This is a genomic window from Aliikangiella litoralis (assembly GCF_052495765.1).
In genome coordinates this window covers 185,461-206,035 of sequence record NZ_CP199292.1, presented here as the reverse complement: position 1 = coordinate 206,035, position 20,575 = coordinate 185,461, and the positions used below count along the sequence as shown (strand labels likewise).

Genomic DNA, 20,575 nt, shown 5'->3' with positions numbered 1-20,575 from the left:
ATTACCTGTTTCATTCTACTGTTTCAGTAGGTAAAGCATTAATTGCTTCATCAAGACTAAATTTTCCATTTTCTAAAGATTCTAATATTTCCAACACTCTATTTTTTTCTGGTTGTTGAGAAACACTATTTTCAGGCTTCACTGGTTTATTCTGCTTATTATTAGTCGGCCATATTTTCTGCTGATTAAATGGATAAGTCGGCGCACTAATTCGCTTTAAAGTCACCATCCAATCGGGTCTGCTTTGATAGAATTGCTGCCAGTTAAAATTAATGCCCTTACTCCACATTGTTAACAGTTGATCGTATTGAGCACTCTCAAGCCAGTTCTGCATAGTTTCAACCAGGCCATCATCTTTATTCATGCTTTCAATAAAGTCTTTATTATTTTTAACCTGACCAAGGTAGCAATTATTCGGTAACGCTTTTTCATTAATAAACATTTCAAGCTTTTCTGTTAATTCGACAGTTTCGCTAACGACAAAAGCGAGTCTTTCATCCATAGCATCACGTCCAACCTGTAAGGTGTAAGCAAGATCAGGAAGTGAAATGGTATTTTTATTCTGCCTGACGAAATCAAGTAATTTTTGCGCATATTGTTTAAGATTTTTTGCAGTCTTAGCGCTCAATAAAATCACGACTTGTTGATGATTGTTTTTTCTCAAAGAAGGAGCAGTGCCTATATTTTTCTCTTCGATATATTCTTCGAGCACAACATGTGCGTTAGCACCACCAAATCCAAATGAACTCACACCGGCCCGTTTTGGAATATTTCTTCCTTGCTCATCTTTTAATGAAACCCAATCATGATTTTTTTCTGCAATATAAAAAGGCGTTTTATCTAAAGCAATATAGGGATTAAGTTGCTTAAAGTGCAGATTCTTAACTATTTTTTGGTGCTTCATCTGCAACAAAACTTTAATTACACCCGCAATACCGGCAGCGAGTTCTAAGTGACCAATATTGGTTTTAACCGAACCAATAGCACAACGATGTTCTTGTGCAGGCAAGCTTTTGCTTTCTTTGGCTAACTGATTAAACGCAGATTTAATCCCATTAATTTCAATTGGGTCGCCTAATGGCGTTCCTGTACCATGAGCTTCAATATAGGTCACAGTACTTGGTTCGACACCACTCTTTTTATACGCTTTTTGTAGTACTTCTGACTGACGCAATGAATTAGGTGAAGTTAATGAATTAGCTCTTCCTCCATGATTCTGTGCACTGCCACGGATGACACCATAAATATGATCACCATCTGCTTTAGCTGCATCAAGCTTCTTTAAAAATAATATTCCAACACCTTCTCCACGAACGTAACCATTAGCATCTTCTGAAAAAGTTTTACAACTTCCATCTTTTGATAACATGCCCGATTTATTAAAGCTAATATGATGATGTTCATTCGGAATAGTATTAATTCCACCAACCAGAGCTTGCTCACAATCACCAGCTTCAATTGCCAGCACCGCTTTGTGAATAGCAATCAACGAAGAAGAGCAGGCGGTTTCAATAGGTTCACTCGGACCGTAAAAATTAAAGAAAAAACTCGTTCGGTTAGGACCAACAGAAGGCACAGTGCCCGTTGCCGTATTGCTTTCTATATTGTGTCCTGCTTTAGCAATAACAGCATCGTAACCAGTAGCAGCTGTGCCAACAAAAATACCGGTATTAGTTCCAGATAAACTACTTGGGGCATAACCAGCATCTTCAATGGCAGCCCAGCAATGCGTCATTAAAAGACGCTGTTGCGGATCCATAAACATGGCTTCACGGGGAGAAATACCAAAAAACAATGGATCAAAAGTATCCATATTGTCCATAAAACCACCCCACTTAACATCGCTTGTATGACCCCCTTCGAGTGGATCACCATACAAAGCTTGCCAATCCCAACGCTGTTTAGGCACTTCACTGATACAATTAACACCTTGCTCCAAGTTTTGCCAAAAAGCCTCAAGATCATGTGCTTGCGGAAAGCTTCCGCTCATACCAACAACCGCTATACCAGCATATTGTTTAAGTACTGAAGATTGAGAATTATTTTCTTCGTGCTTAATACTTGGCTGTTCAACGAATGATGGTGTCAATTCAGTAACTTCTGTGGTTACTTGATGAGCTTCGTTAATGGCTTGATCATTTGTCTGTGATGCTTTTGTCTGTAATGTCTCTTGGTGTAACTGATTTTGATTGCTCTGTGGCACACCTTCCATTTGCTTGGCTATATTATCTTTATACTCACTCAATAAATATTCACTAAGCCCATCAATAGTTGGATAATCAAAAAATACTGTAGGAGGCACATCAATATCATATTTTTGACTTAAGGTATTTGCTAATTCCGTTAAGGTAATTGAGTCAAAACCATAGTCACCTAACTCTGTATAAGTATCTAACTCAGTTTCATCTAGCTTTAATAACTGAGCTGCAACACTTAGTAATGTTGATTTCAAATTATTTAATAAATCTTTTATATCAACTGTCGGTTCAGAAATTTCAGTATCACTATTATCTATTTGTGAACTCTGGCTAGAAAATTTTGCAGGATACTCTTGCAGTAAATATTCAGCTAAACTCCCTAATGTTGAATAATCGAAAAAGATAGTGGGAGGTACATCAATGCTATAAGTTTCACTAAGACGATTGGCAAACTCTGTCAGGGTAATGGAATCAAAACCATAATCTCCTAATGCAGTTACTGTATCAAGCTCACTAACGTCCAATTTTAATAGCGCAGATGACATTTCTAGTAGTGCACTTTCAAGCTTATCAACTGAAAGTTCACTGTTCACTGGCTGATTGTTAGTAAACTTAGAAGCAGCCACTTCGGTTTTAGCGATACCAATAGGTTGTAAATATTTTTCTGTGATTTTAGCCACATTACCTGGCATCACCATCACTTGTGATTCACCTGTAGCTAAAGCGTTAAAAAACGCAGCAACTCCCTGCTCGCTACTTAAAGGTATCATTCCTGTTTTTTCTTCTAGCATACGCTTAGTAGCATCATCAATCATCATGCCACCCGCTTCCCATAGCGGCCAGTTAATTGAAAGAGTCTGCCCACTTCTTAGTGGTTGGCCTTTTTCATCAACCAGATTATTTCGATAACTAGCAAATACATCCATAAAAGCATTGGCCGTTGCATAATCCGCCTGCCCAAGATTACCAAGCGCACCCGAAGTTGAAGAAAATAAAACAAAAAACTCTAATGGCAATGCTTGAGTAGCTAGATCCAAATTAATTAAACCGCTGGTTTTTGGTGCAAGAACTTCAACTAACTCTTCATGAGTTTTCTTAATGATAAAATTATCTTTAATACAACCTGCGCAATGAATTACACCATTAATTGTGCCGTAGTCCTCAACAATAGATTTTATCAGTGAATCTATAGCAGCTTTATTACAAACATCAATACAGTGGTATTCGATATTAATATTGTCTCTCTCAACACCAACCTGTTCTTTTATCTTTTTAGGGCTGATGACTGAACGCCCAGTAAGAATAATATTAGCGCTTTGTAATGACTGAGCAACCTGGCTGGTCAATATTTTTCCTAAGCCACCAAGCCCTCCTGTAATCAAATAAGTACCACCTTCTTTAAAAGGTATTTCTTCTGCTTTTTCTTTTATATTGTCAATCACTTGATAAGTACAAACTTCAAGTTTTTTCTGATTAACTCTAAATACTTGTTGTTGAGGGTATTGCGCACACACTTTCATATGCTGAGCTAATTCATCTACCAATAATTCATTAGATACAGCAATAATTTGTGCAACAAGCTTAGGACTTTCAAGTTGAGCCGTACGCAATAAACCCGATAAAGCAATCAATAATTTTGCTTCTCCACTATTAGGTACAACGACTTGCAATAATAACTTCTCTTTTGAACTGATTGATTTTGTTTGCTCTAACAAGTTATTTTTTACTATATCAAATAATGCGAGTGCATTAATTTCAAACTGCTTATCTAATGGTAAATAAGAAACATCATTACTTTGAGAAGGTAAATGGCAAATAAGTTTTGACTTTTTATCCTGATTAAACTGACTTTCAACCAGAGCTAAATTCGGTTTACTAATTAACCCTTTGTTTTTGTTAAATCCAATAAAAACTAAATGATGCTGTGCATAATCAATTGAATTTAAATTAACATTCAATAATTCAGTAGGTAAAGAACTCCAACAAGGTTTTGTTAATAAAAGATTTTGAGGTGTGTCAAGTCTATTCTCAATGTTTCTTGAGGTAAAACCTTTAAGAGAAATACAAACCTGTCCCTGCTCGTTACTTAAATCAATATCTAAAGATTTCTGATCATCAGCATACCTGATCCAAGCCCAAAATGTTTCTGGCAATTGGTTTGCAGTTAAAGTAGAGCTGATTTCCACATGACTTAACGCGAATGGCAATAAGGTTTTATTCTCAACAGAATCAAGATTATTATCATCCCATGATAAAATAATACTGGCTTGAAGCGCGCTGTCTAAAATACTTGGGTGCAATAAAAACTGTTGCTGGGTGAAAGCAATATCTGCTGGAATACTCAGTTTAGCTAACACCCCTTGTGTTGAGCGGTACACCTCTTGAATCCCCTGATGTGCTGGACCGTAGTTAAATCCCATGTCAGCAAACTTTTGATAATATTTAACAACAGGTGTCTCACTTAAAACCATTTGTTGCTTTAACTGTTCTAATGGTAAAGAAGATAGGTTCTTATTCTCTACTTCACGTATCTGACCTTGTGCATGGACTAATTTTTCATTGTCACTACCTGTATACACTTGATAACTGCTATAGCCATCATTCTTTTGTTCAAAACGAATGTGAATGGGTAAAACTTTGTCGCTGATAATTAAAGGGCGCATCCATACTATATTTTTTAATTCAATATTTTTTAATTCAATATTTTTTAATTCAATTGCTTTATGTGATTGATCTTCCGCGACTTCATTGACGTTATTATCAGAAGCAAGTTGGCAGGCAGCTCTAGCCATTTCTAAATAAGCCATTCCTGGTAATATTTTACTACCATTAACTTGGTGATCATTTAAAAAATGTTCTTCTCCACTAAATTCACTAGTAAAACGTAACCCCGATAAAGTAGAACTATTTCGATGCACTAATGGGTGTAAGTATTCAGTTATTGCGTTAGTAGAACTTATTTGTTTTTGCGCTTTGGGTAACATTTGTCCAGTGTGTAACATCTGTTCAATCCAGTAGCGCTTTTTAGCAAACGGATAGGTTGGCAAATGAAGCTTATGCGGCATGTGTTTTTTAGCTAGTTTTTTATAGCACTCATCCCAGCTTTTAACTTCACCACCACAAACCCAAAATTCGGCTAAGGATTGTGTTTCACGATTGGGCTTATCACTTTGTTTTATATTGGCCTCAAAACATTCAGCAATAGGCTCATCATTGGCCAAAGCCAGCAGGTTTTTCTGTAACTGTGATAATGATTGAACTTCAAATGCCACTCTTTGTTCTAAAGGCTCGCGATTTTGTAACGTATAAACAAAAGAGGCTAAATTAAAATTGACGTTATTTTCATGAGTTGAATCAGTCAAATAATCAGACAAAACTTTTGCATAACGCTTTATTGCGTCTTTATTTTTTCCAGAAAGAACAAAGGGTATTGGTTTAGGTAAAGAAACATCTAACGCGACCGGCTTTTGTTTAATATTATCTGGATATTCTTCTAGAATAATATGACCATTGACGCCACCAAATCCAAAGCTACTAATTCCTGCTCTTCGTAATCCATCTTTACTGGCTTTCCAAGGTTGATTTTCCTCAACAATATAAAATGGCGAACTATCTAGCTTTATACGACTGTTAAGCTTTTTAAAATGCATTAATCCCGGTAAAGTTTTATGCTTCATTGCCATAATCACTTTAGTCATTCCAGCAATCCCAGAAACAGATTCAAGATGGCCTATATTGGTTTTAACACTGCCAATGCCGCAAAACTCTTTTTCCAGCTTCTTACCTTGGTTTTTAGCCATTAAAGAAAATGCTCTTTTCAACCCTGTGATCTCTATCGGATCACCTTTTGGAGTTCCAGTACCGTGAGCTTCCATATAATTGATATTAGTTATATCAAGATTGGCATTTTCCATAGCCTTTACGATAACTTGAGACTGAGCATATGGATTAGGCGAAGTCACAGTAGCCACTTTACCGCCATGATTAACGGCAACCCCTTTAATGACGGCATGAATATTGTCGTTATCTTTCTTTGCCTGTGCTAATGGCTTAATTAGCATCATCGCTGCACCTTCGCCGCGAACATAACCATCAGCCGAATCATCAAAAGTTTTGCATAATCCACTTTTTGATAACATGCCAGTTTTAGAAAATGAAATAAAATGAGTTGGGCTAGTTAAGACGCTAACTCCGCCAACAAAAGCAGCGGAACAATCTCCACGCTCTATCGCATTAACAGCTTCATTAAACGCAACTAATGAACTAGAACACGCGGTGTCAATCATCATACACGGACCTTTCAAGTCATAAACGTATGAAACTCGATTCGGTATTAGGCAAGGATGTACCCCAGTAGAAATATGCGCCTCAACAGCAGGCAATGATCGCTCAACAACTTCTTTGTAATCGTTATTACACGCACCAACATAAACAGCAGTAGCAGTACCACTAAAATGTGCGGGCTGGTAACCAGCATCTTCCATGCAACTACGAGTTAACTCCAACATAATTCGCTGTTGTGGATCCATGAACTCCGCTTCACGCGGAGAAACTTTAAACATAGGCGCATCAAACTTGTCATGATCTGAAATAAAACCACCCCACTTGCTGATCGTTTTATTACTATCTTCAAGATTAGGTGAGTAATACTCTTTGTGATCCCAGCGTTCAGCTGGTATTTCAACAATAGAAGAAACCTGATTACTTAAATTTTGCCAAAAATCATTATAATTCTCGGCGCCTGGAAAACGACAGGCAATGCCAACAATCGCAATATCTTTTGTTACTGGATCGGATTTGGTTCGCTTGGACATAGTAACTACTCATTCCTGTAGTAATTTTTTACTGGCAAAGGCTACTCAGCATAGGCAGCTTTTAATAAACCTATACCTATACGATGAATTTGTTTAATTAACTTTGTTTATACTTCTGGGGTTAACTCATCAAGGTCAAAATAACCACGAAAACCTTCTAAATAAATGGCAGCCCGATGTTGAAAGAGAACCATTGCTTCGGTTCTAGTTTTTAAATTATTTTGTTCTACAATACTTGATTTTACTGCTGTACCAATGGGATATTTTTCATTCCACATTTTTACCTTTTGTGTAGCAACTAAAGGTTGTTTTGACTGATTGGCCCGCCAATCTTTTTCTATACTGGCAATTAAATTAGTTAATACTTTGCCATGACCCACTTCATTAAAAGTCATATCTTGGCCATTGTTAGCTGCTTCAGATAATAGGTGCTGGATAGTTTGTGTCCACAAAACAGAATTAGTGATCTGACTAGACAAGTTGCTAATCAATTTTCCTGGTTCATATGCTTGAGCAGTAACATTAGAAATAACTGGTATCACAGGATCAGAAAACTCGAAATCTTCAAGGAAACGAGCAAACTCTTCCCTTGCATCTTGCATAAATGGCGAATGAAAAGCACCGCTTGTATTGAGTGGAATGCATCGTATAGCGGCTTCTTTAAAATACTTTCTTGCATCACTAACTTGTGATTTATCTCCCGATATGACCATTTGTGAAGGCGAGTTGTGATTGGCTATTACAACTTTATCGAGCCCATTATCAGCAAGAATCGATTCAATTTGTTTTTCACTCGCATTAATGACGGCAGCCATACCTCCTTCGCTTGCCTGACTCATCAGCTGACCTCGTTTTTGTACTAAGCTCAAACCTGTTTTAAAATCAAAACATTCTGCTGCCAGCAGTGCATTGAATTCTCCAAGGCTGTGCCCAGCGACATAATCCGGTTTTTGTCCATCTTCTTCCAACTGTTGATAATAAGATAACGCACTCACAACAAAAATAGCAGGTTGTGTAAATTGGGTTTGACCTAATTCATTCCGAGGGTCTTCGAGACACAATTCTTTTATTGAATAGCCAAGCACCTGATCAGCAATATCAGTGAGGGACTGATATTGATCGAATAAACTGTTACCCATTCCTTTCGCTTGTGAGCCCTGTCCTGGGAATACGAATGTTTTCATTGTTTTATCCTATAAAATAATTTACTGCAAACTTTGCAAACACAGTGCCGAGTTAATACCACCAAACCCTAGACTTAAATTTAATGTTTGTTGTAATTTGTGAGCAACAGATTCGCCTCTAACCCATTGATAAGAATTATCCATTGGGTTATTCAGGTTGACACACGGATGTAATTGCGAAGCTTGCATTTGTAATAATGTAGCAATAATTTCTACACTTCCAGCGGCTGAAAGCCCATGCCCTATAACCGATTTAGTAGCATTTAACCAAGCATGATCTAACCCACAATGGCGTATTGCTTTAAGTTCTATTTCATCACCGATAGCAGAACCAGTACCATGGGTATTCACATAATCAACTTCTGTAGCCTCTAGCCCAGATAATTTAAGAGCTTCTTCAATAACTGAAATTTCACCTGTTAAAGAAGGATTCGGATTACGATTTCCATCCATTGCAATGGCGCCACCAAGGCAACGCGCGTAAGGCTTTAGTCCTCCACGTTTACGCTTAGAAACGTTTTCAATCACCACGGCGCCACACATTTCACCGTAAATAAAACCATCACGATCTTGATCAAAAGGTCTACAGGCCAGCTCAGGTTGTTGAGCAAATTTATGTGATCCCATAGCACCGATTGATTGAAACGCCTGCAACTCCCAATAGGACAAATCCATTAGTGCGCCCAACGCAATACAAACATCAACCTTACCAGACATAACAGCATCAATTGCTTGCAATACTGCGACTTGACCACTCGCTGATGCGCCACCTAACGTATATGCAAAACCTTTTATATCAAATAGTTCAGTACATAATCCGCATAAATCAGAATCCATAAAAGAGTGTCCATAGTTAGGACGGAGAAAGTGAGGCTTATCGCGATATTTATTATGTAATAGCACCAACTCTCGCTGTTGAAAATTTGAACCTCCCACAACCAAGCCGATTCTTTTTGGATCAACATCATTTAACTGAGCATCCAACCAAGCTTCTTGAAGAGTCACCAAAGCGACTTGTGCAGAATAAGAGCTTGTACGCAACATTTTTTTAGGCAATTCATCTGGTATAGTTAAAGAACAAATTTCTGCTCCCAAAAATTGGCTATTACTTGTCGAACCATCCTGTTCACCATTAGTTGGCAACTGACGACCAGCTCTTTCCATCACATTAAAAGTGGTTATTCCTTGCAATAAATGCTCTGCAAAACTTTTCTTGCCTTGCCCAATAGCACTAGTTACACCAACACCAGTAATTTGGATCTCTTGCTCATCACGCACTTTGTTCATGTATAAGCTCAGCTAGTTCACCAATATTTTTTGCACCTGCAAATTTAACTAAAGGAACTTCAAGTGATAAATCTTCAAGAGTCATCATAATTATTTCTGAACGATCGATAGAATTAGCACCGAGTGCAACTAACGAATCAGTTTGTACAAAATTGTGCTCTTCCAATTCAGGAATAACTTCACGAGTATGCTCGGTAATAATATTGAACAGTTGTTGCTGGTCCATTGGTAACTCCAAAAAAATTTACAAACGAGATAACCCCACACAAACAACTTAAACGTGTTCATGCAAAGTTTAAATACAGGAAAACTAGGTTGTTAAAAACCAACACTTATTTGAGTGCTTTGTATTTCTACGCCTGTCTTACTTTAGGCAACTCAATTAATTGAACGTCCTGTTAATTCATAGTGAGATTTTTAATAAAAAAATATTTTTATTTTTTGCAAAAATAAAAAAAACATCTACATTTAAAATATAACTTCATACAAAAATAAAAAATCAACTGATTTAGATATATGCACGATATAACAGAAATCAATTCACTTCGGGAATTTTTAAAAAAACTCAACATTACTTCAAACAAAGAAACAATATGTTTTTAAAACATTCTGGCAAAGCTCCGCCCTATGAAAAAACATCATATTTAACAAATCATTTAGAGCGCAGCACTCTATAATATGAATGTGACTATAAAATTACAGTCTCATCTCATAAAATTTTATTTATACTTTATTGAGTTAGAACTTCGAAAATAAAAAATAACTTAATTAGTTATTAACAAACCAATGCTTTTTAATTTTAAACGGTGTTAATAGATTAAACCTTATATGTGGCAAAAAACACTTTATAAAGCTCCGCCCTACAAAACAGTAATTGCATATTAAAAATTAATATCTGGATCAAAAAACTCTATATATTGATATTTAAATAGAGTTCACATAATTCTTCGACACATCTAAATTCGCAGTAAAAAAGCCAAATACTTTTTCACTAACATTGAGTTTAATTTTAATAATTGGATGTTTTACTAATGTAACTTTTAGGCACCGAAGTCGCCGACATTGTCCCTAACATATTTAATAAAACAATGACTCTATTATCACTCCTAGATTCACAGAAGGTAGCCAGAATATCAGAAAAACCATCACCATTAATGTAAACAAGTTCGCCTTTTTTAAAGTCACAGTTATCATTTTCGCTCGATAGTTGCGCTAATTCATAATCTTTGATTTTCAAAATAACAGTTTCATCTACTGTTGAATATTTATCACCAAACCGCACAAACCCAATAACGCCAGGCGTATAATTGACAGGCGTGACTGATGTTTCATCAGGATTTATTTTCAAAAAAAGATAGCGGGGGAAAAGCGACTCTTCATAAAAGGACTTTGCTCCACCTTGACCTGACTTAGCTTTTTTAACTATCGGACGGTATACATCAAAGCCTCGTATTAACAGGTTCCTTTCGACGGCAGCATCCTTATTCGGTTTACAATATAAAACAAACCAAACACTCATAATTTACTCACTAGTATTAATCCTTCTCATTAGCCTTAGTCCTTCTTACTTTAGTCTTTCTTATTAAAATCTTGCTTATCAACATTAATTATTTCACGTGAAATTTTAATATTCTAAAACTGTTCTAAAATAATAGGCACGCATAATATAAACGTATCTCAAAACCTCATCAATACCATTTTTGAGATATTTGCATCAATAAATATCCAATAAATATAAATAAATCGAAATAATTTAATTCATGTTCGATGCGAAATAATTTATATTTTCTCACTATTCAATATTTAAAAATAACCCTCTAACTTTAACAGACTCTTTAAAGTGTTATTTGTTTTATTAAGCGCTAATAATTTTTATTTTATATAGATTTATTTAAAGCAGTAACAATACAAAGAAACTAGCGCTTCGACACAGTTATTAGCTTGATTTTAAATAAATCCATAAGTGACTAAAAAAAGCAAATTGAAAATTTTGCGCGCTATATATTTAAAATCACTTTTCAAAAAATAAAATTTATGAGTTATTGTTGCTTAGAAAAACGACATCTCTATGAAAAAACATATAAAATTAAGGAGTGTGTTAAATAGAATTATAACGAAATTATTTAAGTTCAAATAATTCAAAATCGGTGAATAAAAAGTCCAGCCTCTATACTAAATCAAAATTTTAAGCTTCACCAAATTGACTTACACCTGAAATAGTGAATATCTAGACTAGCTCTATGGGTAGACAGAGCCTATTATGATTAGTATATTTGAAGCATTAATGGGTCGATATATGGTATTAATGTGATCAAAAAACTAGTTATTTTATTCTCTTTACTTATAGCTGTTTCTCCACTAGCAGCGGAAGAAGCTTTTGTTCAACAGTTACTCAAAACTGACCAAAGTCAGCAATTGATTCCTCATTATTTAGCAGATTCACCTTCAGCTACTGAAACCAGCGCTTATCAGACTCAAAAGTTTTATGTCGACATACGTAAACAAACAGATCCTATTGCAGGCTATAAGGCTGGGCTAACTTCAAAAGCCAGCCAGAAAAAACTTAATGTTTCACAAGCTTTATCAGGAACATTATTTTCCAGTGGTTATCTCAGTAATACTCAGACTGTTAATTTAAATTCAGCGAAAAAACTCATGATAGAAACTGAAATTGGATTTATTTTGTCTCAACCAATTAAAAAGCCGATTAAAAACCTGACACAACTCAGCAGTTTGATAGAGTCTGTTGCAGCTGTCATTGAATTACCCAACTTAGGTTATGCAAATCCTAAAAAGCTAACAGGATTGGATTTAATCGCTTCCAACTTAGCTTCGCACCAATATTTGGTAGGTAATAAACTGAAACTCAAAGAACTCCCTGATATTAACCAAATAAAAACGAGACTCACTTATCAAAATGAAACATTATTTACAGGTAATGCTAAAGATGCACTGGGAGATCAGTGGCAAGCGTTATACTGGCTAATTAATCATCTACTAGCACAAGGCTACACTTTATCAGAAGGAGACCTTCTAATTACTGGGGCATTGGGCAAAATGGTTCCAGCCCAAAAAGGCAATTACCACGCCAATTTTGGTCCATTAGGTGATATATTATTTAAAGTTAATTAAATTCTCATAGCAATTAGCTAAGAAATATAGGTAAAGCCAATGCTATCACCGATAAATAAAGATAATATTGAATTACAAAAACAATATGCTCAACAAAAAATACTCGAAGCACGGGAAGTTTTTCAAATACAAAAAAAAGCATTTCAAACAATGCCTTTTCCTGAGGAAAAACTACGCAAGCAACAACTCAAAGCATTTAAAAAAGCCATTATTAAATATAAAGACAAACTAATTAAGGCTATCTGTGCTGATTTTGGTCACCGCTCAACCGATGAGACACTACTAACCGATTTATTATTAACTATCATCAATATCAAGCATGCCAGAAAAAATATAAGATGCTGGATGCGCTCAGAAAAACGTTCCGTCGATTTATTATTTCAGCCAGCTAAAGCTCGTGTTATGTATCAACCTCTTGGGGTTGTTGGCATTATGGCTCCGTGGAATTTTCCTGTTTATTTATTATTTGCGCCTCTAACCGCAGCAATCGCAGCAGGCAACCGAGTCATGCTTAAACCTTCTGAACACTCCCCTTATTGTAATCGAGTGCTTAATGAAATTATTAGTGAAGCATTTTTGAAAGACGAAGTTTTTATCATTGAAGGTAATGCAGAAGTTGCAAAACAGTTCTCTCAACTGCCTTTTGATCATCTGTTATTTACCGGTTCAACAGAAGTCGGCAAACAAATAATGGTTTCGGCTGCAAACAATTTGACACCCGTTACCTTAGAATTAGGCGGTAAGTCACCAGCCATCATTGCCCCCGATATTAAAATCAGTTTTGCTGTTGAACGTTTATTGTATGGAAAGTGTCTAAATAGTGGACAACACTGTGTCGCCCCTGACTACATTCTTTGCCCTGAAAATAAACTAACAGAGCTTATTTCAGAAATGAAAAAACAGTTTAATGTGCTTTACCCTGAAATGTCGAACGGAGATTACACTTCCATTATTAATGATGAACAATATCAACGAATTGTAAAATTACTAGAAGATGCTCAAACAAAGGGGGCTAAAATTATTCCTCTTGCAAACACTGACACCTCACTTCCCAGACAAATGCCTCTAACCCTGATTACAGACACCAATCTTTCAATGCAAGTGCTTAAAGAAGAAATTTTTGGGCCGTTATTACCAATTGTTATATATAAAAATTGGGAAGAAACACTGGGTATTATTCACTCACTACCTCGACCATTAGCATTCTATTTATTCACCAATAAACAAACTTTAGTCGATCAAATGCTCTATTCAACTCATTCTGGTGGTGTTGCTATCAACGATGCTGCAACACAAGTTGCACAGAACGATTTACCCTTTGGAGGCGTTGGTCTTTCAGGCATGGGGAGCTATCACGGACGCGATGGATTTTTAACTTTTTCACACAAAAAATCAATTTTTAAACGCGGTTACCTTAATTCAGCAAAATATGTTTATCCGCCTTATAAAAAACTAATTCATCGGTTAATTTATCGCTGGTATCTTAATTAGTCTTTTAATGATTAATAAATTGACTTAAATCAATAATTTATAACCAGTAAATTTTACTCATGCACTACATTTTATGCCTATACTTAGATAATTAACTTAATCACCTATCAAAATTTTCAAAGTAACTTGATGTCAATAATTGCTTGAAAAAAATTTTTGGAGGGTAACTTCGCTGTCGGAAACAGCCCTTGAAATGATAAGAGTATTATTAGTCGAAAGTAATCAGCAAGACTTTCTTAACATTGAAAGCACCTTAAAAAACTTTAACTCTGTCGAATATCATGTTCAGAGACAAACTTCAATTGTTCCTGAACAGCTATCACAATTTGAATTTGATGTATTGTTGCTTTCTGACTCACTCAATCAAAATTCATCAGCGAATTTTTTAAATCAGATCCTTCAATTAGACTTAACTCAACCAACACTGTTACTGACCGATAAATATGATAAGCAAGTTGACTATTATGCACTCAATATTGGTGCAGATGACTGTTTACCTAAACCCGAACTAACTTCAGCATTTTTAAATCATGCAATAAGACATGCGATTCAACGCAAAGCAACAGAAGCAAAAATAGCCCACATTGCTACACATGATCGTTTAACGGGTTTAGCAAATCGATATTTGCTCCACCAACATTTAGAACATGCTATAAGTCTAGCTAAACGCTCAGCAGGCCAATTCGCCATTTTATTTTTAGATCTAGATAAGTTCAAATTTATCAATGATTCTCTCGGTCATGAAGTTGGCGATTTATTACTTAAGTTAACTTCGACAAAACTGAAAGCCTGTGTCAGAGAAACCGATATTGTGGCAAGATTAGGTAATGATGAGTTTGCCATTCTTTTAGAAAATGGCGGTGAGTGCAGAAATATAGCATTAGTCGCAGAAAAAATACAAGAGGCTTTTCAAGCCAGTTTTAACATTAGAGAACATGAGCTTTTTATTACCACCAGTATTGGTATCGCCAGTTTTCCCGAATGTGGAATAGATCCTGAAACCTTACTAAAAAGTGCCGAAATGGCGTTACATAAAGCGAAAGAAATTGGTAGAAACCAGTTTCATTTCTACACCAGAGAACTTAATAAACAAGCTAAGCTTAAACTCGAACTAGAAAGAAATTTAAGAAGAGCTTTAATTAATAGAGAGTTTGATGTACATCTACAGCCTCAAATATTCTCTTCCACCGATCAAATTGCTGGTGCAGAAGCATTATTAAGGTGGAAACATCCCAAATATGGTTTTATTGCTCCCGATGTATTTATTCCTCTGCTTGATGAATTAGGATTATTGGTCGGTGTTGAAAGTTGGGTATTAAATCAGGTTTGTCAACTAGCTAAAAAGCTAACAGATAAATATGGAAAACTACGCTTTTCGGTTAATATATCAGGCTCTCATTTCAAAACAGGTAACCTGAAAGAAAACATTTATCTTGCTCTACAGGCTAGCTCATTAGATGCCAATAATTTAGAAGTAGAACTAACCGAAGACATTATGATTGAACATGTTGAACGAAATAGTCAATTACTCAGTGAGCTAAAAAGCATTGGCATATCTGTCGCACTTGATGACTTTGGAAAAGGTTATTCTTCACTTAGCTACTTAAAAAACTTTCCAGCTGACATACTTAAAATTGACAAAGCTTTTATTAATCATTTAGTCAGCGATCAAAGAGACTTGGCTATTGTTGAAGCTATGATTGATTTATCACATAAATTAGGTATTAAAGTTGTGGCTGAGGGGGTTGAAGAAGAAAGTCAACTTTCACATTTAAAAGCAATTGGTTGTGATTATATTCAAGGGTTCTTTTATGCTAAACCAATGCCAATATCAGATTTTGAGTCATATTTAGCTCAAACCCATAAATGCTATAAAGCAGTAAACTAAATACCGATTCGGTTATCTGTGTTTCTCTTCTAGAGCTGCCACAATTTTTTCTAAATCTTCAATTTTTTGACGAGTTCTAGCCAAAACTTTAGTTTGTGCGTCAAATTCTTCACGTGTAACCAAATCCATTTTTGCAATCATAGTTTGTAATATTTGTTTAAACTGAGCATGGATATCTTGCTGAAAAGCTTTTGCTCCAGGCGGTATGGCTTCACTCAATTTGCTAGCTATTTCATCAATTTTCTTTGCATCTATCATTGAAAAAGCCTCACTTTGTTATCTAGGTTAAATTATCATAATTTTTCAAAATCGCCACTAGTATAAATGAATTATCTTATATTGTCAGGAAAGAGAATTAAATTATACAGTGAAGTAGCTCTTCTTCCAGTCCCTTCCAACGGCTAGGATCTATGTCAATCACCTCTACTCTACTATCAATTACCTCATCGATAGAATAATAACTTAAAACCTTTTCAGATAAATTAAAGCCGAGAATATCTTTTTCTGTAATTACAATACCTTTTATTCGCTCAACCGATAAACTATTCAAAAGAGCAAGTACAGCTTCATGCTTGAAGGTTAATTTTGCATCAAAAATCCAACCGCTACTATGATACTCTCCATCGGTATTGTCGATTCTTAAATAGCCACTATCAGGTAGTTGATACTCTGCAACGCTCTGATGAGCATGAGAGTGTGTTTTATTAGGATTACTTTGTTCAGTATTATAGTGAAGGTCAAGCCATTCAATTGGTATCTTCGCTTGCTGAGTGGACTCAACGGTTTTAACATCATTCGAATTAACCAGAAATTTTTTTAACTGTTCTATTTCATTAGTAACATATAAATCTGATTTATTAGCAACCACAATATCTGCAATCTGAATTTGCTGTTTAAATGTTTCATGAGAAGTATAGCGAGGATCTGCTATTTTCCTGGCATCCACTAAAGTTATAACCGTTTTAATCGAGAGTATACGACGATAAATTTCATTAGATAACACAGACATAATTTCTGCTGGATGCCCTAAGCCAGTTGGCTCAATCAGCAGACGATCGGGTTTTACTTGTTGAATTAACTGATTAAGTGCCACTTGCATTGGCAATCCCGATGCACAACACATACAACCACCGGGAATTTCCCGGACAAAAACTTTGGCTGATAGTTGATCTTTTTCTGTAAGCTGGCCACTTACTAAACCACCATCTATACCAACTTCACCAAACTCATTAATTAAAACAGCCCATTTTTCACCTTTTGGTTTCTGTTGGATTAACATTTGTATAGCCGTAGTCTTTCCAACGCCCAGAAAACCAGTGATGATGTTAACATCAATCAGTTGAGATGATTTTTTCATATCAATTATACGCTTAAATAAATAAACACGCAGATACCCATTAAAAAAACAAATTATTAAATAAAATAATACTGCAACGTTTTATTTTTCCAGTGCGCCAAAATAAGTAATAGGCCACCAACTAATGTTAATAAAGTCTCCCAAAAAGAACTTTGGTAGATAGCAGTAAATAACAAAATAAGCCCTGCAACACCTAAAATAGAAGGAACCAAAGAATAATGCTTTTTATAGGAAAAAGAAAAACTGTATATTCCTAAAATAGTTGCTAATCCAAGGACCATAAAGTGAAAATACTCAAATACCAATAAGTCAGCTGTTGTACCAATAAGCATAAGATTTAATAGTATAGGTGTGAATAAGCAGTGACAAATGCAAACACCCGAAACAATCATACCAAGAATATCTTTCATAACCACCTCTAAAACATACGATATATCATATCATTTTAAGATTAGATAAATATAAACAAAAACACAACTAATTTACTATTTTTTTGAAGCTTTCTTCTGGCATACTTCACATATGCCGTGTAACTCAAGCTGTTGACTACTAAGAGAAAAGTTAACTTTTTTTACACTTTGATTAAGTGCTTTAATAATTTCTTTTTTAACTCCAATTTCACTCACGCTCTGACATTGATCACAAATTAAGAACTGTGGAATTTCATGTTGATGCTCACAAGCAATATGAGAACAACTCACATACTTGTTTGTAGAAGCTAATTTATGAGCAAGATTTTCCTGAGTTAAAAAATCCAACATCCGATAAACCGACATTGTTGGCAAAGATTCTTCGAAATGAACCTTATATTCCTCCGCTAACTCATAAGCTGATAATGGTAAATTTGAATGTAATAGTATTGTTAGTACATTTTTTCGTTTTACCGTTAATTTAACGCCTGTTTCTTGGCAGATAGATTCGGCTTTAGATATTGATTGATTAATATTTGAACGGCTCATTATGCTAGTATTTTAATCTATTCCAGCATTTAGCTATGTAAGCTCCATCAAATCTAAGCATACATAGCTACAAATACGATAGCTGGTCATTGGTAGTCTAATGACAAGTATGAATAGAAGCGTTATTTTTCTCAAGTTAATTTTAGTCTATTACCAACTTTCTTAAACCTAATATACTAAATTTATGCAACCTGCTTAAAACTCACCACCGATAGTTAATTTAATCCTTTCTCCTCTCACTCTGTCGGTCTTTTCAAACCTCGCTAGTTCACCACCACGATTATCGGTATATAACAAACGCTCTCGATATTGGCGTTCTTTCCCCCAGTTTTCTACCTCCAAACGTACTTTTAGTTGTTCAAATACCGATGTTTCTATAAAAGCATTCCATCTTGGTTTATCTTTTATTACATCATATTCATCAACATAATAAGTTTCGCTCTTTTGATAACCGCTATAACCAACTCCCCAACGAAACTGACTAAAATCTTGGCGAAAGTCGATCTTAACCTGAGGATTTTCTAATTCTGTCAACATTCTGCTATCACTAATCACAGGATCATCAAATTCAGAATCAAGCCAATCTGCTGTAATTTCGACAAGGCCACCGTTAATCAACCCATCCAGCGGTAAATTAAACACCGTATTAACGCCCCATAGTCTAGCTTTGCCTGCATTACCCAAAAATTGCTCACCGGTTGTTAATGCTAACTGCTCAAGCACATCTTTTCGCCATTCATGATAAACCTCTAAATTAACCGCTCCTCTTTCTTTAAATCGATGGTCAAATGAAAAACTCATTCGAGTCGTTTGCTCTGGATTTAACTTGGGATTGCCAAAAAAAAGTCGGTCATTCACTAAATCAGCGCTAGCAGCAAAATCGCTAAAATCTAGCTGACCGACCAAAGCACCAAACATCAATCTGTATTGAGTCCATTCGCTTAAGTTATAATTAATTGCTAAAGAAGGTTTCCAATAAACCAGTGATTGTTCATTATCAGAATCCCCTGTCACAGAAATTTGAGAATACTCACCTGCTAATCCCAACTTAATTAAGTAAGCATTAAGAGCCCAGGTTGCATTAACAAAAGCTTCACTACGATATTCTTCTACAAATGCATTATTTGCTTTAATTTTTCCAATCACATCATTATTGGTATTAATAGAATCTAATTGAAGAGAACTATTCATTTGATTATAAGCAATTTCTAGTCCATATTCGTGACTAAAACCCGCTTCAGCTTTTTTGCTCAATGTTGTTCGAATGACACTTTCTTTTTTATGTTCGTCAAACCTGAGCTTAGTGCCCTTCAAAAAAAATTCAACGGGCAATTCTTCTCTAGATAAAGCATCAACCCACCAATTTTGCCAATTAGCTAACCCCAACAAACGCCATGTCCACTGTTTATATTCGCGAGCCCAATCAACTCCGACTTCTCCTGAATAATACTGACTATTTTTTTCATTATGATAAAAACTATCAGCCATTTGAGAAACTGGACGTTGATTATATATCCAGCGTTTTGTATCTGGACGATACTGACTCCATCCTATTTGCGATGTAATTTGCCAAGTATCATTTTTAATTGTTTTACTTAAATCACTCGATAAAAAAACTTCATTTAACTCACTAGGCTGCTCTTCTTTTTGAGTTGTTAATAACTCTCCTTGAGCATCAACACTAACAATAGAAGCATCCCTGGGGTATTTCTCTTTCGAAGCATTTAGTTTAAATGAAGACTTCCACTCATCTAACATTGTTGAAAAATTGAGTTCGCTTTGAGGATAAAGTTTACCGCCATTACCCGCCGTATTTTCTAATATCAATTGCCAGCGTTTAGCTGAAAGTTTGTTGGCTTTCACTATGTTAGCAACAACCGATTGTCCAGCAGCATCACCAGCATTATTAATACCTCTTAAAATTTCAATCTGCTTAACCTGAGAAGCGGGTATACGTAATAATGCATTTTTAATACCACCCGATTTTGATGGCGGTCTAATACCATCAATTAAAACATTCCCCGCAGTAGCACCAAATCCTCGTACATCCTCTTCCTCTTGCAAAGTAAAGCCAGGCAACCTTAACACCATATCTAAAGCAGTCTGTGGTGCATAACTTGTAAAAAATTCAACAGAATAAACCTCATTATTTTTCTTTAATTCTAACTCATGGTTAGCATCAGCAATGACTATTGTCGATAAAACAATATTCAAAAATAGAGTCAGACTAACTAACCATTTAAACATTTTATTAAAATTCAACAT

Annotated in this window: 13 protein-coding genes; 3 read left to right on the top strand and 10 right to left on the bottom strand. The window is 35.5% G+C overall.

The annotated features are described in order from the left end of the window. Positions 1 to 10 precede the first annotated feature (10 nt). The 5 genes from ACT5E3_RS01010 to ACT5E3_RS00990 all read right to left on the bottom strand — a co-directional run bounded on the left by ACT5E3_RS01010 (position 11) and on the right by ACT5E3_RS00990 (position 11,002). On the bottom strand, positions 11 to 7,012 hold the full coding sequence (locus ACT5E3_RS01010; protein WP_444996461.1) for an SDR family NAD(P)-dependent oxidoreductase: 7,002 nt from the start codon (positions 7,010 to 7,012) through the stop codon (positions 11 to 13). A 107-nt stretch (positions 7,013 to 7,119) separates the two neighbouring features. Beyond that, positions 7,120 to 8,196: an ACP S-malonyltransferase gene (gene fabD / locus ACT5E3_RS01005; protein ID WP_444996460.1), complete on the bottom strand. Its 1,077-nt coding sequence runs from the start codon at positions 8,194 to 8,196 to the stop codon at positions 7,120 to 7,122. A 21-nt stretch (positions 8,197 to 8,217) separates the two neighbouring features. Continuing rightward, positions 8,218 to 9,483: a beta-ketoacyl synthase N-terminal-like domain-containing protein gene (locus tag ACT5E3_RS01000; protein ID WP_444996459.1), complete on the bottom strand. Its 1,266-nt coding sequence runs from the start codon at positions 9,481 to 9,483 to the stop codon at positions 8,218 to 8,220. Next, positions 9,467 to 9,709 carry an acyl carrier protein gene (locus ACT5E3_RS00995; RefSeq protein ID WP_444996458.1) on the bottom strand — a complete coding sequence of 81 codons (243 nt, stop codon included), beginning with the start codon at positions 9,707 to 9,709 and terminating at the stop codon, positions 9,467 to 9,469. Before ACT5E3_RS00995 ends, ACT5E3_RS01000 begins: the two co-directional genes overlap by 17 nt. A 783-nt stretch (positions 9,710 to 10,492) precedes the next feature. Then, on the bottom strand, positions 10,493 to 11,002 hold the full coding sequence (locus ACT5E3_RS00990; protein WP_444996457.1) for a transcription termination/antitermination NusG family protein: 510 nt from the start codon (positions 11,000 to 11,002) through the stop codon (positions 10,493 to 10,495). Between the two features lie 788 nt (positions 11,003 to 11,790). Here ACT5E3_RS00990 and ACT5E3_RS00985 point away from each other — a divergent pair. The 3 genes from ACT5E3_RS00985 (at position 11,791) to ACT5E3_RS00975 (ending at position 15,994) form a co-directional block, all read left to right on the top strand. Beyond that, positions 11,791 to 12,615 (top strand): 2-keto-4-pentenoate hydratase, encoded by an 825-nt coding sequence (locus tag ACT5E3_RS00985; RefSeq protein WP_444996456.1) that lies wholly within the window; start codon positions 11,791 to 11,793, stop codon positions 12,613 to 12,615. 39 nt (positions 12,616 to 12,654) lie between these two features. Further along, a complete protein-coding gene (locus tag ACT5E3_RS00980) occupies positions 12,655 to 14,106 on the top strand; it encodes a coniferyl aldehyde dehydrogenase (RefSeq protein ID WP_444996455.1) in 1,452 nt (483 codons plus the stop codon). Positions 14,107 to 14,299: 193 nt separating this feature from the next. Then, positions 14,300 to 15,994 carry an EAL domain-containing protein gene (locus tag ACT5E3_RS00975; protein ID WP_444996454.1) on the top strand — a complete coding sequence of 565 codons (1,695 nt, stop codon included), beginning with the start codon at positions 14,300 to 14,302 and terminating at the stop codon, positions 15,992 to 15,994. Between the two features lie 12 nt (positions 15,995 to 16,006). On the opposite strand, the gene ubiK is transcribed toward ACT5E3_RS00975, so the two are convergent. The 5 genes from ubiK to ACT5E3_RS00950 form a co-directional block, all read right to left on the bottom strand. Continuing rightward, the gene (gene ubiK, locus ACT5E3_RS00970; RefSeq protein ID WP_444996453.1) at positions 16,007 to 16,252 is read right to left on the bottom strand and encodes a ubiquinone biosynthesis accessory factor UbiK; all 246 of its coding nucleotides are present in this window, start codon (positions 16,250 to 16,252) and stop codon (positions 16,007 to 16,009) included. Positions 16,253 to 16,349: 97 nt separating this feature from the next. Beyond that, on the bottom strand, positions 16,350 to 17,351 hold the full coding sequence (locus ACT5E3_RS00965) for a CobW family GTP-binding protein (RefSeq protein ID WP_444996452.1): 1,002 nt from the start codon (positions 17,349 to 17,351) through the stop codon (positions 16,350 to 16,352). A 56-nt stretch (positions 17,352 to 17,407) separates the two neighbouring features. After that, the gene (locus ACT5E3_RS00960; RefSeq protein WP_444996451.1) at positions 17,408 to 17,761 is read right to left on the bottom strand and encodes a MerC domain-containing protein; all 354 of its coding nucleotides are present in this window, start codon (positions 17,759 to 17,761) and stop codon (positions 17,408 to 17,410) included. Positions 17,762 to 17,836: 75 nt separating this feature from the next. Next, positions 17,837 to 18,310: a Fur family transcriptional regulator gene (locus tag ACT5E3_RS00955; protein ID WP_444996450.1), complete on the bottom strand. Its 474-nt coding sequence runs from the start codon at positions 18,308 to 18,310 to the stop codon at positions 17,837 to 17,839. A gap of 195 nt (positions 18,311 to 18,505) precedes the next feature. Continuing rightward, entirely contained in the window at positions 18,506 to 20,575 is a 2,070-nt protein-coding gene (locus tag ACT5E3_RS00950) for a TonB-dependent receptor plug domain-containing protein (protein ID WP_444996449.1), read from the bottom strand.

What these genes read in the sequence shown, in the direction of transcription:
- ACT5E3_RS01010 (WP_444996461.1), bottom strand. Translation starts at nt 7,012, where the DNA reads ATGTCCAAGCGAACCAAATCCGATCCAGTAACAAAAGATATTGCGATT.
- fabD (WP_444996460.1), bottom strand. Translation starts at nt 8,196, where the DNA reads ATGAAAACATTCGTATTCCCAGGACAGGGCTCACAAGCGAAAGGAATG.
- ACT5E3_RS01000 (WP_444996459.1), bottom strand. Translation starts at nt 9,483, where the DNA reads ATGAACAAAGTGCGTGATGAGCAAGAGATCCAAATTACTGGTGTTGGT.
- ACT5E3_RS00995 (WP_444996458.1), bottom strand. Translation starts at nt 9,709, where the DNA reads ATGGACCAGCAACAACTGTTCAATATTATTACCGAGCATACTCGTGAA.
- ACT5E3_RS00990 (WP_444996457.1), bottom strand. Translation starts at nt 11,002, where the DNA reads ATGAGTGTTTGGTTTGTTTTATATTGTAAACCGAATAAGGATGCTGCC.
- ACT5E3_RS00980 (WP_444996455.1), top strand. Translation starts at nt 12,655, where the DNA reads ATGCTATCACCGATAAATAAAGATAATATTGAATTACAAAAACAATAT.
- ACT5E3_RS00975 (WP_444996454.1), top strand. Translation starts at nt 14,300, where the DNA reads ATGATAAGAGTATTATTAGTCGAAAGTAATCAGCAAGACTTTCTTAAC.
- ubiK (WP_444996453.1), bottom strand. Translation starts at nt 16,252, where the DNA reads ATGATAGATGCAAAGAAAATTGATGAAATAGCTAGCAAATTGAGTGAA.
- ACT5E3_RS00965 (WP_444996452.1), bottom strand. Translation starts at nt 17,351, where the DNA reads ATGAAAAAATCATCTCAACTGATTGATGTTAACATCATCACTGGTTTT.
- ACT5E3_RS00960 (WP_444996451.1), bottom strand. Translation starts at nt 17,761, where the DNA reads ATGAAAGATATTCTTGGTATGATTGTTTCGGGTGTTTGCATTTGTCAC.
- ACT5E3_RS00955 (WP_444996450.1), bottom strand. Translation starts at nt 18,310, where the DNA reads ATGAGCCGTTCAAATATTAATCAATCAATATCTAAAGCCGAATCTATC.
- ACT5E3_RS00950 (WP_444996449.1), bottom strand. Translation starts at nt 20,575, where the DNA reads ATGTTGAATTTTAATAAAATGTTTAAATGGTTAGTTAGTCTGACTCTA.